Origin of the sequence: Streptomyces sp. 378 (assembly GCF_030124145.1) — a bacterium.
Classification (GTDB): Bacteria; Actinomycetota; Actinomycetes; order Streptomycetales; family Streptomycetaceae; genus Streptomyces.
Genome location: NZ_JASKMS010000002.1, coordinates 296901 through 311078, shown reverse-complemented (window position 1 = coordinate 311078; position 14178 = coordinate 296901). Strand labels below are relative to the sequence as shown.

Here is a 14178-nt window from a genome sequence, read left to right as displayed (position 1 = left end):
GGCGCCCGGATGCCGGCCCATCCCGCCGTCGGGCCGGGGTGCGGGGTGCCGGTCGTCCTCCCCTGCGGGGTGCGGTTGTTCCGGGCGTGTGGACCGGGCCGGTCCGGAACACGTCGTCACCGTCCCACGGGATCACCGTCGGCGCCGTCGTTCCGGCCGCGCAGTGCCAGGTGGCCGCCGTGATGCAGGGGTGTGGTCAGCTTGATGCGGGTCGCCTCGTGGCCCGTCTCCGCGTCGACGAGGTGCACCTCGCCGTGCCCGCCCCGGCTGACGGCGATCCAGTCGGAGCCCGGTGAGGCGGCCACCGCCCGTCGCTGGACGCCCTCCCAGGGGGTGCCGCCGCGACGCGGAGCGCCGTCCATGGGGGGCAGGGGGCAGCGGTGGACGATGCCGTCGGTGCTCAGCAGGACCAGTTCGTCGCCGTCGGGGTGGATACGCGTGAAGGCGGTGTGGCGCCGGGCGAGAGCCAGCCGGAAGACGAGTCCGGGTCCGAGTTCCGTGTGGAGCGTGCGGCCCGTTTCCAGGTCGTGGTGCCATGCCTGGTTGGTCCAGTCCGGCCACCGCAGCGGGTCCGGATCACCGCCGCGCAGCGTGCTCCACAGCGCCTGCCGGCGGGTGTCGAGCCGGAGGTACCAGCCCCGGGCGGGCGACTCCCACGCGATGACCCCCTCGGCGGCCAGCGCGTCCCCCTCCCTCCGGGCCCGGTGCACGCCCTCGCCCGTGGCCGCGAACACACGTCCCGCGCCGGGCTCCTGAGCGTCCCCGTGGCCGTCGTCCGGCAGCGGCAGCACCGAGTGGGGCGTGACCGGAGGGCAGCCGGGCGGAGCCGCGAGGAGGTCCGCGAACCGGTGCACGGCCAGCGCGCCGGGCTCCCGGTGCCGCAGCACGACCAGGGGATCCTCGCCGCCCAGCACCGTCACGCCCGGCTCGCCGACCCGCGTGCGGACGCGGGTGGCCTCTCCGGTGGCCAGGTCGACGACCGTCAGCAGGTCCGACCACGGTTCGGTGTTCTTGCCCAGGCCGGTGGTCACAACCAGCCGGCGACCGGACGGGTCGCACGCGAGGTGCTCGGCCGGCACGGCGACCGGGACCGCCCGTTCCACGAGCTTCTCAGCGAAGGGATCGAGGACCAGCAATTCCCCTCGGCGGTCGTCGACGCAGGCCACCCGCCCGCCCGGCAGCGCCAGGAACCCGGCGTGCTCGGAGAGATGACGGCCGGTGAGGCGCCCCGCGACGGCGCCGTCCGGCACGGTCACCACGTGTACGGAACCGTCCACGTGGTCGGAGACGAGCAGGACGGGAGCGGCAGCGGGCATGGAATCCTCCAGAAAACCGGTCTGGTGAAAACGATTATCATGTATCTTCGGTGCGTTCCCGGTACTTGAGAAGAAGCGAGGGCATCGATGCTGCGCTCACCGTCGAGATTCGTCCGCACTTGGATCACCGCAGCGGTGGTGGGTTCCGTCCTGGTCGGTTGCGGCTCGTCGTCCGAAGAACCCGCGAGTGACAAGGCCGGGCCCGCCCCGAAGACCGAGGTCACCGTCGAACCCATCAAGGCGGCGACGGAGTTGACCGACACGAACGGCGCCGAGATCGCCCTGAAGGGGAAGCCGGAGCGGATCGTCTGCCTGTTCGCACTGTGCGACGACATCCTGACCGAACTCGGCATCGTCCCCACGGCCACCAACAGCGGGCTGCTGGCGCACTCTGACTTCCTGGGAGAGGAGAAGGCCAAGGAGGTCGACGTCATCCCCGGCGGGTTCATCGCCCCCGAGGTGGAGGCGATCCTCTCCCACAAGCCCGACCTCGTCATCGGGCTGGGGGACACCCACGGCAAGCTCGCCCCGGCGCTGAAGGGCGCCACCACGTTCTGGGCCATGCAGCCCGAGACGTGGCAGGACAGCGTGGGGTACCTGCGCGACGTCGCCGCGCTCACCGGCCGCACCGCCGAGGGAGAGAAGGCCGAGAGGACCTTCCGGGCCAAGCTCGCCGCGGCCGAGAAGGCCCCGAGCGACAAGACGGCCCTCATCATCTACGGCAGCGACGAGAACTTCGGCGTCGCGACCCCGGAGGGCGACGTGGCCGCGAGCCTGTTCCCCAAGATCGCCGACTACCCGTGGAACTCCCGTGGTGTGGAGGGCAGTTACAGCCTCGAGGAAATCCTCGCCCAGGACGTCGACGTGCTGTTCGTCGAGACGTTGAGCTTCGGCGAGGCGGACGGCAAGCTCTCGGAGAAGCTGGCCGAGAACCCTCTGTGGGGCAAGATCCCGGCCGTGAAGAACGGCGACGTCCACGAGGTGAACTCCGAGGTGTGGGCCAAGGGGCGCGGCACCCGTTCGCTGGGCATCGTCCTCGACGAGGCCACGGCCGCGCTGCGGTGAGGTCACCCCTCTCGCCTCCCGCCGCGGTGGATCGCACCGCGGCAGGAGGCCCCCGGCCGTCGCGCGGCGCACGGAGGTGGCAACCACTCCTGGTCGTCGTACTGCTGGCCGCGTCCTCGGTCTGCGCGCTCAGTCTCGGCACCCCCGGCGTTCCCCCGCACCGGCTGGTCGCCGCGATGCTGGAGGGGGACACCACGCTCGCCGGGATCGTCGTCACCGAACTGCGCGTCCCCCGCCTGGTGCTGGCGCTCGTCGCCGGGGCCTGTCTGGGGGCGGCCGGACTGGTGCTCCAGGAGGCGCTGCGCAATCCCCTGGCGGTGCCGGAGATGCTGGGCGTGTCGTCCGGGGCCGCGCTGGGGGTGGCCGCGCCGCTGGTGCTGACCCTGTCGCTGCCGGCCGTCGTCGTGCCGCTGCTGGCCATCGGCGGGGCCGCGTTCGGCGGCGGGCTGACGCTCCTGGTCGCCGGAGTGGGTCGCAGTCCGTCCGCCGTGCTGCTGACCGGAGCCGCGGTGGCGGCCGCGCTGCAGGCCGCTCTGCTCGTCCTCATGGTCATGGCCGACCAGCTCGACCTCCAGCTCATCTACCGCTATCTGCTCGGCTCCCTCTCGGCCCGGACCTGGGACGACGTGACGGGCCTGTGGCCGTGGCTGCTCGTCGCGGCCCCCGCACTCGTGCTGTGCGCGCCGGTGCTGTCGGTGCTGCGGCTGGGAGACGAGGACGCCGAGGCGCTGGGTGTGCGCGCTCATCGCGCGCGGCTGGCCGCGCTGGCCATCGCCGTGGTGCTGATCGCCCCGGTGACGGCCGTGTGCGGACCCGTCGCGTGGGTGGGTTTCCTCGCCCCGCACCTGGCGCGTTGGTTCGACCCCGCCGCGGGGGCCGTGCGCTGGCTGCCGTGGTCCGCCGCCTGGGGTGCCGTCGTCGTGATGGCCGCCGATGTCCCGGCCAGGCTGGCGCTCGCGCCCGTGGAGACACCCGCCGGTGCCTGGACAGCCCTGCTGGGGGTGCCGGCCGGGGTCGCGCTGATGCGGTCCGGCGGGCGCGGCCGTGCCGCCCGGCGGGGACCGGCCGCTTCGGCCGCCGTGCGCACGACGTTGCACCGACCGAGGGGGCCGGTGCCCGGTACGGCGGACGGAGTTCCGCCCCTCGGGGCGCCGGCCCACACAGGTCGAGACGAGTCCCGGCGCGGTGGTCCCGGCGGTGCCTGCCCGCCTCCTTCCGGGACTTCCGGAACGGCACCTTCCAGGACTTCCGGAACGGAGGACGCACGGTGACCCGGCGTTTCACGGCGCTCGCGGCCCTGGCCGTCGTGTGCGCCGGCGTGGAAATGGTGGCCGGGCGCGGGATGTCCCCGGGTGTGGCCTGGGATGTCCTGAACGGGGGCGGTGACGCGACGGAACGCCACATCCTGTTCGAACTTCGCCTGCCCAGGCTGCTGGTGTCCCTCGGTGCGGGCGCGTGCCTGGCCGTGGCGGGGCTGGTCCTGCAGTCAGCGCTGCGCAATCCCCTGGCCGGCCCGGAGGTGACGGGCGTGACCCCGGGGGCGGTGCTCGGCGCCGTCACCGCCACGGCCCTGGGACTCGCCGGGTGGGACTCGCCCCTGGCCGTGGTCCTCGCCGCCTGCGCGGGCGGCTGCGCCGGAGCGGTCCTGCTGTGGCTGCTGGCCGGCCGCGGACGCGGTGATCCCGCGCAGACCGCCGTGCACGGGGTGCTGGTGTCGGCGGTGCTCGGTGGGCTCACCGCCATGGTGCTGCTCGTGGAGCCGGGCGAACTCGGCAGTGTCGTGCAGTGGCTGGTGGGCACCACGGAGGGCCGGGTGTGGCAGCACTGGCATTTGCTGTGGCCGTGGGCCCTGGTCTGGGGGGCCGCGGCCTGGCTGCTGGCCGGGCCGTTGACCCTGCTGCGCTGCGGGGACGACATCGCCCTCGCCGCCGGGCTCTCCGCCCGCCGGGCCCGGACCCTGGCCCTGCTGTGCGCGGTGGCGCTGACGGCGGGCGCGGTGGCCGCCGTAGGGGCGCTGGGTTTCGTGGGGCTGCTCGTCCCGCACCTGGCCGTGGCCGTCTTCGGCGCGGACCTGCGGGTCGGCCTGCCCGGCGCCGCCCTGGTGGGCGCGGTCGTGGTGTGCGGGGCCGACGCGGTGGCGCAGCTCTCCTCGCGGCTGCTGGCCGCGGCGCTGGAGTCCGAACGGCTCACGCTGCCGGTCGGGGCGCTCACGGCCTGTCTCGGCGCCGTGTTGCTGCTGGTCGTCGTGCGCCGCACGCCGAGCCGTTCGTTCTGACGTCGAATCGAGGACAGTGCATGACCGAGGCCGTGGGGATCCACGTGGAAGGGGTCCGGTTCGGCTACCCCGGACGACCCGTGCTGAGGGGCGTCGACCTGACCGTCCGGCCGGGCGAACTGACCGCTCTCATCGGCCTGAACGGCTGCGGCAAGTCGACCTTGCTGCGCCTGGCCGCCGGGCTGCTGCAACCCGACGAGGGGCGCGTGCTGCTCGGTGGGGACGACCTCGCCCTGCTCTCGCGGCGCGCCACGGCCCGGCGGGTGGCGCTGCTGCACCAGTCCGCGCCGGCCGTCCCGGGCATGACGGTCCGTCACCTCGTCCGTCAGGGGCGGTACGCGGCACGCGGCCCACTGGGCATGCTGCGCGAGGGCGACGACCCCGTCGTGCGCCGGGCACTGCGCGATGTCGGCGTGGAGGAGTGGGCCGACCGCGACGTCGACGCGCTGTCCGGCGGCGAGCGCCAGCGGGTCCGGCTCGCGATGGCGCTCGCCCAGGACACCCGCGTCCTGTTGCTGGACGAGCCGACCACCTACCTGGACCTGCACCACCAGCTCGACGTGCTGCAGACGGTGGTCCGCCTGCGCGGGGAACGCGGACTCACCGTGGTGATGGTGCTGCACGACCTGGCGCACGCCGCCCGGTTCGCCGAACGCATCGTCGCCCTGCGCGACGGCCGCGTGGTGGCCGACGGAACGCCGGACGAGGTCGTGACACCGGCCTTGCTGGCGGACGTGCTGAAGGTGGCCGGCCGGGTCGGCCGGGATCCCGAGGGGGGCTGGCCGGTGTGTTACCCAGATCACCCTCTCCCCGCTCTAGAATATGAAAATCAGATTCATTAGTGTGGGGTGCGGCGCTCACCCGAACGCCGCATCTCCCTGCTGATGAAGGAGAGTTCATGGACAACGAGCAGGTCTTCGCACCGATCGCCGACCCGGGTCAGCTGGCTCACGACTCGGCCTCCCACTCCAACGCGCTCGTCGAGAACCCCTTCGAGGACACCGAGGAGTAAGCGAGGGCCCAGCCACCCTCGATCGTGGGCCCGCCCGATGCCTTCCGGGCGGGCCCACTCCCGTCCCAGAGCCGCCGTCAGGAGGATCGCCGTGTCCCGTAGCCGACTCGTCCCGGGCGTCGATGTCGTCGCCGTACCCGCGGGAGGGCTCGCCGTCCGCACCCCCGAAGGGGAGTTCCTCAGCGTCAGGACCGGGGGTGCGGACGAGAACACCCTGCTCTCCCTGCTCAGGGGCGCGACCACGGCCCCGGTGGACGAGGAACTCGCACGTGTGGTGCTGGCGTTCGAGGAGGCCGGCTATCTGGCGGAAGGCCGGCCGCCCACGGAGTGGCCCGCCGCCCGCCGGAACATCCGGCTCCTCGGCGACCCGGTACTGACCGAACCGCTCGCCGCGCAACTGGCCGCCCTGGGCGCGCGGCCCCGTACGACTCCGGCCCTGCCCGCCTCCGGCGGAGCACCGGTGGGTATCGAGGACCTCCTCGACGGTGCCCCCTCCGCAGTCGTGTGGTGCCTCGACGGACCCGTGCCCGACGGGCTGTGGGACACCGCCGACAGCCTGCCCGGACACGGTGTCGCATGGCTGCGCTGCCACCGCGAGGGCTGGCAGGCGTACGTCGAGCCGCTCGCGGCCGCTCCCGGAGACGTCACCTCGGCCCACGTCCGGTCCCGCCGGCTCGCCGCCACACCCGCCCACCGCGAACTGGCCGCGTACTGGAGCGGACCCCGCACCTCCGGCACGCCGGTGCGGCTCGCCGTTCCCGCCGCCACGCTGCTCGCGGCGCTGCTCGCGGACGACCTCGACCGATGGGCCACCGGCGCCCCCGACACGGCCGGCCTCCCGGCGCGTCGCCGGCTCCGACGCGTGGACCTGCGCACCCTGGCCGTCACCGAGCACTCCATCCTTCCGGTACCCGACGTCGCACCGATGCCGAAGAAGGACATATGACGGCGTTCAGCGCGTCGGTGGCGGAACTCGCCACCGACGTCTGTCTCCCGGCCGGCGACGGCCCCTTCCCCGCCGTCCTGATCCGCACCCCCTACGACCGCACCCGGCACCGGGCCGAGGCACGCGGCTGGGCCCGCCGCGGATTCGCCGCCGTCGTCCAGGACGTGCGGGGCCGCTTCGCGTCACCGGGTCAGTGGCACCCGTACACACGCGAGGCCGCCGACGGAGCGGCGGCCGTCCGCTGGATCCGGCGGCAGCCGTGGAGCGACGGCCGGCTGGTGGCCGCCGGCGCCTCCTACGCCGCCCACTGCGCCCTCGTCCTCGCCCTCGACGCGCCCGAGGACACCCGACCGGACGCCGTCATCGCGGCCGTGCCCGCCCTCGGTCCCGCGGACACGGCACGCGAGGCGTCCGGCCCGGAGCGGCTGCTGTCCCGCGCCGGATGGTGGGCCGCCCACGGTGACCGGCGGGACTCCGACGAGAGCGCACTGGACAAGGCCCTCGCCGCGGACCCCGCACTCCTCACCCATCTGCCGGTGTCCGGTCTCCCCGAGCGGCTGGGCCGGAGCCTTCCCTCCTGGCAGGATCTGTGGCGCCACCACGAGCGCGGACGCCTCGTCGCGCGGGCGGCACACGCCCGGACGCCCCTGCTCGCGGTGGGCGGCCACCACGACCACTTCACCGCCGAGACCGTCGCACTGTGGCGCGCCTGGGGCGGACCCTCGGCGCGCCTGCTGCTCGGTCCCTGGGGGCACGGCCTGGTCAGCGCGCCCGGCCCGGACGCGGCACCCGCGCACCGGCTGAACCTCGGTGAGCTGTACGTGCGCTGGGCCCGCCGCGCCCTGACCGGCGCACTCGCCCCCGGCCGCCACGGCGCGCTCGCGCTGGGCCACACCGACCTGTGGCTGTCCGCCGGCACCGACGGCGCACCGCGCGACCAACGGCTGCGGCCGCTGCACGGCCTCACCTTCACCGCCGACCCCGACCGTCCGGTCCGCTCCGACGACCTGACCGCCCCCACCGGCGGTCCGCCCGACCGCTGCCTGCTGGTCACCCCGCCCCAGCCGCGCCCCCTCGACGTGGTCGGACCCGTGCGGGTCCGGCTGCGGGCCACCGCCCACACGCCGTCCGCCGACTGGGCGGTCCGGCTCGTCGCCCTCGCACCGGAGGGCACCGCCGAGCGGCTCGCCGTCGGCGTCCTGCGGCGCGAGGAACCCGCGGGCACGGCGACCGACTTCACCGTCGAGCTCGGCCGGCTCGCGCGCCGGCTGCGGGCCGGTACCCGGCTGCGCCTGGAGATCGCCGGGCACCACTTCCCGGCCCACGCCCGCAATCCCCACACCGGCGACGACCCGGTGACAGCCGACCGGCTGCTCGTCTCCCGGCGCGAAGTCGACCCGGCCGGGGTGGCGCTCACACTGCCCGTGCTCCCGTCCCGCCCCACCCCCATCGACCCCGCCGAGGAGATCCCGCGATGACGGCTCTGCCACTCGAAGCACTCGTCGATCCTCTCTGCGGCATCGTCCGCAAGGTCAAGCCCGTCGAGCATCCCGCGGGCGCCCCGCCCCGCTACACCGCGCTCACCGCCGAGATATCCGACGCCCGCAGACTCGGGCTGTGGCCCGCCGACCGGGTCTCCCTCGGCACCACCTTCGGCGACCCCGAGCAGGCCCGCGTCGCCGCCATAGCCGAGGGCATCGAGCGGTACTGCGGCAACCGCGTGCCGCCGCCCGGCCATCCCGACGCCCCTGTCCGTGCCACCGCCGCCGAACTGGCCGAGAAGGGCCTGCGTCTGTACGGCCCCGGGGATCTGCCCGCGTACGCCGACTGGCAGTACGCCCGCGAGAAGTTCCCCTACCGGCCCCTCACCGCCGACACCCCGGCCCTGTGGACCCGCGGAACCGAGCGGCTGCCCGGCGGACGGACGTCGGAGGTCTGGGCGCCCGTCTCGCTCACCCACCTCAACTGGCGCCAGGGCGACCTGCGCGAGCTGCCCCGCACCCACCACCTCAACTACGCCGGGATCGCCACCGGACAGGGCCTCGACGACGCCGTCGAGCGCGCCCTGCTGGAGATCGTCGAACGCGACGCCCTGGAACTGTGGTGGCATCTGGACGGCCCGGCCCGCGGCATCGACCCGGCGAGCGTGCCCGGCCTCGCCGGCGACCTCGCCGGCTCCGCTCTCGACGTCCACATCGTCGAGATGCGCTCCGAGTTCGCCCCCTGCATGGCCGCGCTCGTCCACGACCCGCGTCTCGGCCTGTACGCCGCCGGGTTCGCCTGCAAGTACGACCCGGCCGAAGCGGCCCGCAAGGCCGTCCTCGAAGCCGTCCACACCTGGGTCTTCACCCAGGGCCTGACCGACTCCGACGGTTGGGTCTTCCAGGCCGTGGCGGCCGGGCTGCTCGCCCGCGGGCTGTACCTGGAGCACCGTGCCGACGGCCGCTACCTCGACGTGTGCGGCGAGCAGTTCGAGCACGTGCGGGACCTGGGCGCGCACGTCCAGGTGTGGCTGGACGCACGGATGGCGGCCGAGGCACGCCGCTTCACCGAGCCCGCGCTCGGCACCGTGTCCGTCGACGAGGTCGAGCCCGGCGGCCGGGAACGGCTGGACAGCGCGCTCCACGCGGGCGGCCACCGGGTCATGACCTTCGACCTCACCACGGAGGACGTGGCCGAGACCGCCCTGCGCGTCGCCCGGGTCCTCGTCTCCGGTCTCCTGCCCAACGCCCCCGCGGCCTTCGGCTACTTCGGCTGCCCACGTCTCGCCGAGGCCGCCCTCGCACGGGGATGGCGTACCACCCCGCCGAGCGCACCGGGGGACTTCACCCTGGCGCCTCCGCCGCACATGTGAGGCCCGCCCCCATGGATCATCCCCGTGCGGAGCGCCCGGAGGACCTCGTCGCCGCCCTCGCCCGCGCCCGCTCCGCGGAGCGCCCCGGCCCCGACACGACCGCCGGAACAGCCGTCCGGGCGTGGCCGGGTGCGCCGCTCCCGATCCCGGCGGCAGGCCCGGCGGACCTCGATCTGCGGGCCCTGCTGCGTCTGTCCCTGGCCGCCTCGGACGGCTCCGGACGGATGCGGCCCGCGCCCTCCGCCGGCGCGCTGCACCCGGTGGACACCGAACTGGTCGTGGGCCCCGGCTGCTCCCTGCCGCCCGGCCGCTACGGCTACGACCCGCTGCGTCACCGCGTCCACCACCTCGGCCGGCAACCCGACGGCACCCTGCCGGGGGTGACCGCCGAGCTCTCCGTCACCGCACGGCGCACGGTCTCCCACTACGGTCACCGAGCCTGGCCGTTGCTGCTGCTGGACACCGGGCACGCCGCCGCCGCGCTGGTCCTGGCGGCCCGCGCACTGGGCGCGGACGAGCCAGGGGTACGGCTGGACGGGCTCACCGAGTACCCCTTGGCGTCCGTGCACATCCCGCCGCCCGACGGGCAAAGCCCGATGCGTCCGGCTGACGGCGCCCACACCGGGGAGCCGACGGGAGGCCCGCCCACGCCCGCGGAACTGCTGGCGCGCCGCAGTGCCCCACCGCCGCTGCCGGGAACCCCCACCCCGAACGCGCTGCGGGCGGTCCTCACCACCGCCGAACGGGCGGGCACCGGCGACCTGCGCTGGTGCGCCGCGGTCGGCCCGCCACGGCCCGGTCTCATGGAACCGGCCGCCGACGGGACGACCCTGCGGCGGCACGCGGCGGGCGAGGCGCGCCCGACGCTCGCGGCCTGGGCGGCGGGCCAGGCGTGGATCGCGGACGCGGGAGCCGTCCTGCTCGCCCACGGCTGCCCCGCCGACGCCGACGCCGCGCACATCCGCCGTGCCCACCTGAGGGCCGGCTTCGCCGTCCACCTGGCCCATGTCACCGCCCTGCGCCACGGACTGGCCGCCCGGCCCGTCGGTTCCTGGCAGCAGGCGGACCTCGGCGCCGCGCTCGGCGCCGCCCCGGGCCGGGACTGGGTCGTCCACGCACTGGCCCTCGGCACCCGCCACGCCGACGAGGAGAACACCACGTGATCGTCCACCCCGAGCTGCGCCGCGCCACCCGGCCCGCACGGCGCCCCCTGCTCACGGCCACCCTCCTGCTGGGCGCCGTCACCCTCACCCACCTGGCGCAGGCGGCGCTGCTGGCCCTCGCGCTCGCCGGCCTGGCCCGCGGAACCACCGGCCAACTGCCCTGGCTGCTGGCCGCGGTGCTCGCCGTCGTCGCCGCCCGCGCCGGGCTCGCCGTGTGGCAGCGGCGCACCGCCACCCGCGCCGGGGCCCGGGTCAGGGTGTCCCTGCGGGACGAACTCCTGGCCCACCTGGGCCGGTTGGGTCCCGCTCAGCTGACCACCGCGCGGGCCGGAGCGGTCCGCACCACCCTCGTCGACGGGGTGGAGGGCGTCGACGCCTATGTCTCCCGCTACCTGCCCCAGCTCCTGGTCACCTTCACGGTGCCGCCCCTGGTGCTGGCCGCTCTGGCCGCCGTCGAACCGTGGGTCCTGCTCGGCCTGGTCCCCGCCCTGCTCCTGGCGCTGGCCGGGCCACGCGCCTGGGACCGGCTCCTCGCCGCCCGCGGCAAGGAGCACTGGGACACCTACGAAGGGCTGGGCGCCGACTACCTGGAGGCACTCCAGGGCATGCCGGCCCTGCGCGCCGCCGGTGCCGTCGGCCGCACCCGCGCCCGCCTGGAAAAGCGTTCCGAGGCGCTGCACCGGGCGACCGTCGCCAAGCTGCGCGTATCCCTGGTCGACACCGGGATCACCGACCTCGCCATCCAGGGCGGCACCGCCGCCGCCGCGCTCCTGGCGTGCTGGTCGGCCGTCACCGGATCCACCACGCCGACCGGCACCTACCTGGTGCTGCTGCTGGCCTCCGAGTGCTTCCGCCCCGTTCGCGACCTCGCGCGCGAGTGGCACGCCGGATACCTGGGCGTGTCGGCCGCGGACGGTCTCGCGGCCCTGCGCACCGCCGAACCGGCCGTCCCCGACACCGGAACGGCCTCCGCGCACGGGCAGGCGCCGCCCGAACTACGCTTCGAAAACGTCCGGTTCACCTACGACGGTGCACCGGCACCCGCCCTGGACGGCGTCTCCTTCACCGCGCAGGCAGGACGGACGACCGCGATCGTCGGCCCCTCCGGCGCGGGCAAATCCACCCTCCTGGCGCTGCTCCTGCGCCACCACGACGTCCAGGAAGGCCGGATCACCCTCGACGGGCGCCCCACGACCGAGTACGCGCTCGACTCGCTGCGGCAGCACATCGCCGTGGTCTCGCAGGAGACGTACCTCTTCCACGCCACCATCGCCGACAACCTGCGCCTGGCCCGGCCGGACGCCACGGACGACGAACTGACCAGGGCGGCGCGCGTCGCCGGGATCCACGACGAGATCGTCGCCCTTCCCGACGGCTACGCCACCGTCCTCGGTGAACGCGGCGCCACCCTCTCGGGCGGGCAGCGCCAGCGACTCGCCCTCGCGCGGGCCTTGCTGGCGGACGCGCCGGTGCTCGTCCTCGACGAGGCCACCAGCGCGGTCGACGAGCGCCGCGAGGCGGGCATCGTCCGCGAGTTGCTGCACGCGGCGAGCGGCAGGACGGTCCTGGTGGTCGCCCACCGGATGGCCGCGGTCCGGCACGCCGACCGCATCGTCGTCCTCGACGCCGGACGGGTGGACGCCGTCGGCGAGCACCCCGACCTGGTCGAGGCCGGCGGCGTCTACACGCGGCTCGTCGAGGCCGGCCGCGCCCACCGAGGAGAACTCGCCGCATGAGCACCGTCACCGCACCCGCCACCACCGACGCGGACGTGCCCGCCCGAGGCGCGCTGCGCGCCCTGCTCCCCGCCCTCGCCGCACACCGCGCCATGACGGCCCGCACCTGCGTCGCCGCGCTCCTCGAACAGAGTTCCCTCGTCGCGCTGCTGACCCTGGCCGCGCACACCGTGGGCACCGCCGTCATCGAGGGACGCGCCCCCTCGGCCGGCACCGCCACCGCGCTCGTCGCCCTCGTCCTGGTACGCGCCCTGATGACCTGGCGGGAGATGGACCTCTCCCACGACCTCGCCTACCGGGTCCTCGCCGCACTGCGGGTCCGCGTCTTCGACGGACTCGCCCGCAGCGCGCCCGCCCGGGTCGCGGGCCGCCGTAGCGGCGACCTGGCCGCCACCGCCATGGCCGACGTGGAGGCCCTGGAGTTCTTCTACGCCCATACCACCGCCCAACTCCTGGCGGCGGGAACGGTCTTCACCGGCGGAACCGTGGTTCTCGCCACGGTGGAACCGTGGCTGCTCGTGGCCGTGCTGCCGGTCGCGGCCCTGCTCGCCGCGGCGCCCTTCGCCGACGCCCGCGCCCGCGCGGCGCGCGGCAGCCGCACCCGGACGGCCATGGCGAGACTGTCGGCCGACACGGTGGAGACCGTCGACGGGCTGCGCGAACTGCTCGCCTTCGGCTCCCTGGCCAAGCGTCGCCGCACGCTCGCGGAGCGGGGTCGGCAGGTGGGTGACGCCCAGCGTGCCGAGGCCACCTGGGAGGCCGTCGCCGCCGCGGTCCGCGACCTCCTCATCGTGGCCGCCGTCCTCGGCGTGGTCGCGGCGGCGGCACAGTCCGTGACCTCCGGACGGCTGCACGGCGCCTGGGCCCCGGCGGCGATGGCCCTGGCCCTGTCCGTCCTCGGGCCGGTCGCGGAATCGGCCCGCGCCCTGAGCCAGGCCGTGGCACTGCGCGCCGCCGCCGCCCGCGTCGGCGCCGCCGTCACCGCTCCCGCCCTCGCGCCACCGCCCGCCGCACCCCGCGCTCTGCCCCCGGGGCCGCTGGGCGTCCGGCTGCACCGGGTGCGCTTCGACTACGGCGGCGGGCCCGTGCTGGACGGCGTCGAGCTGACCGTCCGCCCGGGACAGACGCTCGCCCTGGTCGGCGCCTCGGGCGCCGGCAAGTCCACCTGCGCCCACCTGCTGGCCCGCTTCTGGGACCCGTCCGAGGGAGCGGTCCAGCTCCTGCCCGCTCACGGCGATCCCGTGGACGTGCGGGAGGTGCACGACGCGGAACTGCGGCGCGCGGTCGTCCTCGTGGGGCAGGAGACGCCCCTCTTCCACGGCACCCTCGCCGAGAACCTGCGGCTCGCCGCACCCGAGGCGGACGACGACCGGCTCGCCGAAGCGGCACGGCTGTGCGGCGTCGACCGGATCGCCCCGATGGACACCCTCGTCGGCGAGCGCGGGGCCACGCTCTCGGGAGGCCAGCGAGCCCGCGTCGCCCTCGCCCGCGCGCTGCTGGTCAGCCCGAGAGTGCTGATCCTCGACGAGTCCACCGCCCACCTGGACAACACCGGCGACGCCCAACTCGCCACGGCCCTGCGGGCGGAGGGCCGCACCACCATCGTCATCGCACACCGCCCGGCCACCATCCGCCGTGCCGACCGCGTCGCAGTCCTGGAGGAAGGCCGCATCACGGAAGAGGGAACCTGGGAGGAACTCACCGGCCGCCACGGCAGCGCGCTCAACCGCATCCTCACCACCTCCTGAGCCCGGGACGCCGCCCGGTATCCGGGCCGGTGAGGCTTAGCGGCGGGTTTACCTGGAAACGAC

12 protein-coding genes are annotated in these 14178 nt (G+C 75.2%); 11 read left to right on the top strand and 1 reads right to left on the bottom strand.

All coding sequences use genetic code 11. The features are described 5' to 3' along the window. Positions 1-116: 116 nt before the first annotated feature. Positions 117-1316 carry a YncE family protein gene (locus QNO09_RS04250; RefSeq protein WP_283968667.1) on the bottom strand — a complete coding sequence of 400 codons (1200 nt, stop codon included), beginning with the start codon at positions 1314-1316 and terminating at the stop codon, positions 117-119. An 87-nt stretch (positions 1317-1403) separates the two neighbouring features. On the opposite strand from QNO09_RS04250, the gene QNO09_RS04245 reads away from it, so the two are divergent. The 11 genes from QNO09_RS04245 to QNO09_RS04195 all read left to right on the top strand — a co-directional run bounded on the left by QNO09_RS04245 (position 1404) and on the right by QNO09_RS04195 (position 14115). Further along, a complete protein-coding gene (locus tag QNO09_RS04245; protein ID WP_283968666.1) occupies positions 1404-2381 on the top strand; it encodes an ABC transporter substrate-binding protein in 978 nt (325 codons plus the stop codon). Positions 2382-2485: 104 nt separating this feature from the next. Beyond that, the gene (locus QNO09_RS04240; protein ID WP_283968838.1) at positions 2486-3652 is read left to right on the top strand and encodes a FecCD family ABC transporter permease; all 1167 of its coding nucleotides are present in this window, start codon (positions 2486-2488) and stop codon (positions 3650-3652) included. Then, positions 3649-4656: an iron chelate uptake ABC transporter family permease subunit gene (locus QNO09_RS04235; protein ID WP_283968665.1), complete on the top strand. Its 1008-nt coding sequence runs from the start codon at positions 3649-3651 to the stop codon at positions 4654-4656. The genes QNO09_RS04240 and QNO09_RS04235 overlap by 4 nt, the downstream gene beginning before the upstream one ends. 20 nt (positions 4657-4676) lie before the next feature. Continuing rightward, a complete protein-coding gene (locus QNO09_RS04230; RefSeq protein WP_283968664.1) occupies positions 4677-5498 on the top strand; it encodes an ABC transporter ATP-binding protein in 822 nt (273 codons plus the stop codon). A 56-nt stretch (positions 5499-5554) separates the two neighbouring features. Further along, on the top strand, positions 5555-5668 hold the full coding sequence (amiA, locus tag QNO09_RS04225; protein ID WP_241270818.1) for a streptamidine family RiPP: 114 nt from the start codon (positions 5555-5557) through the stop codon (positions 5666-5668). A 91-nt stretch (positions 5669-5759) separates the two neighbouring features. Continuing rightward, entirely contained in the window at positions 5760-6614 is an 855-nt protein-coding gene (locus QNO09_RS04220) for a hypothetical protein (protein WP_283968663.1), read from the top strand. Then, entirely contained in the window at positions 6611-8092 is a 1482-nt protein-coding gene (locus QNO09_RS04215; RefSeq protein WP_283968662.1) for a CocE/NonD family hydrolase, read from the top strand. Before QNO09_RS04220 ends, QNO09_RS04215 begins: the two co-directional genes overlap by 4 nt. Then, entirely contained in the window at positions 8089-9468 is a 1380-nt protein-coding gene (locus tag QNO09_RS04210) for a YcaO-like family protein (RefSeq protein ID WP_283968661.1), read from the top strand. Before QNO09_RS04215 ends, QNO09_RS04210 begins: the two co-directional genes overlap by 4 nt. Positions 9469-9479: 11 nt before the next feature. Further along, a complete protein-coding gene (locus QNO09_RS04205; RefSeq protein ID WP_283968660.1) occupies positions 9480-10631 on the top strand; it encodes a nitroreductase family protein in 1152 nt (383 codons plus the stop codon). Beyond that, positions 10628-12367: an ABC transporter ATP-binding protein/permease gene (locus tag QNO09_RS04200; RefSeq protein WP_283968659.1), complete on the top strand. Its 1740-nt coding sequence runs from the start codon at positions 10628-10630 to the stop codon at positions 12365-12367. The genes QNO09_RS04205 and QNO09_RS04200 overlap by 4 nt, the downstream gene beginning before the upstream one ends. Further along, positions 12364-14115 carry an ABC transporter ATP-binding protein gene (locus QNO09_RS04195; RefSeq protein ID WP_283968658.1) on the top strand — a complete coding sequence of 584 codons (1752 nt, stop codon included), beginning with the start codon at positions 12364-12366 and terminating at the stop codon, positions 14113-14115. The genes QNO09_RS04200 and QNO09_RS04195 overlap by 4 nt, the downstream gene beginning before the upstream one ends. The last annotated feature ends 63 nt before the right edge of the window (positions 14116-14178 follow it).

Excerpts from the sequence above, each read along its gene's own strand:
- QNO09_RS04250 (WP_283968667.1), bottom strand. The coding sequence starts at position 1,316 with ATGCCCGCTGCCGCTCCCGTCCTGCTCGTCTCCGACCACGTGGACGGT.
- QNO09_RS04245 (WP_283968666.1), top strand. The coding sequence starts at position 1,404 with ATGCTGCGCTCACCGTCGAGATTCGTCCGCACTTGGATCACCGCAGCG.
- QNO09_RS04230 (WP_283968664.1), top strand. The coding sequence starts at position 4,677 with ATGACCGAGGCCGTGGGGATCCACGTGGAAGGGGTCCGGTTCGGCTAC.
- amiA (WP_241270818.1), top strand. The coding sequence starts at position 5,555 with ATGGACAACGAGCAGGTCTTCGCACCGATCGCCGACCCGGGTCAGCTG.
- QNO09_RS04215 (WP_283968662.1), top strand. The coding sequence starts at position 6,611 with ATGACGGCGTTCAGCGCGTCGGTGGCGGAACTCGCCACCGACGTCTGT.
- QNO09_RS04210 (WP_283968661.1), top strand. The coding sequence starts at position 8,089 with ATGACGGCTCTGCCACTCGAAGCACTCGTCGATCCTCTCTGCGGCATC.
- QNO09_RS04205 (WP_283968660.1), top strand. The coding sequence starts at position 9,480 with ATGGATCATCCCCGTGCGGAGCGCCCGGAGGACCTCGTCGCCGCCCTC.
- QNO09_RS04195 (WP_283968658.1), top strand. The coding sequence starts at position 12,364 with ATGAGCACCGTCACCGCACCCGCCACCACCGACGCGGACGTGCCCGCC.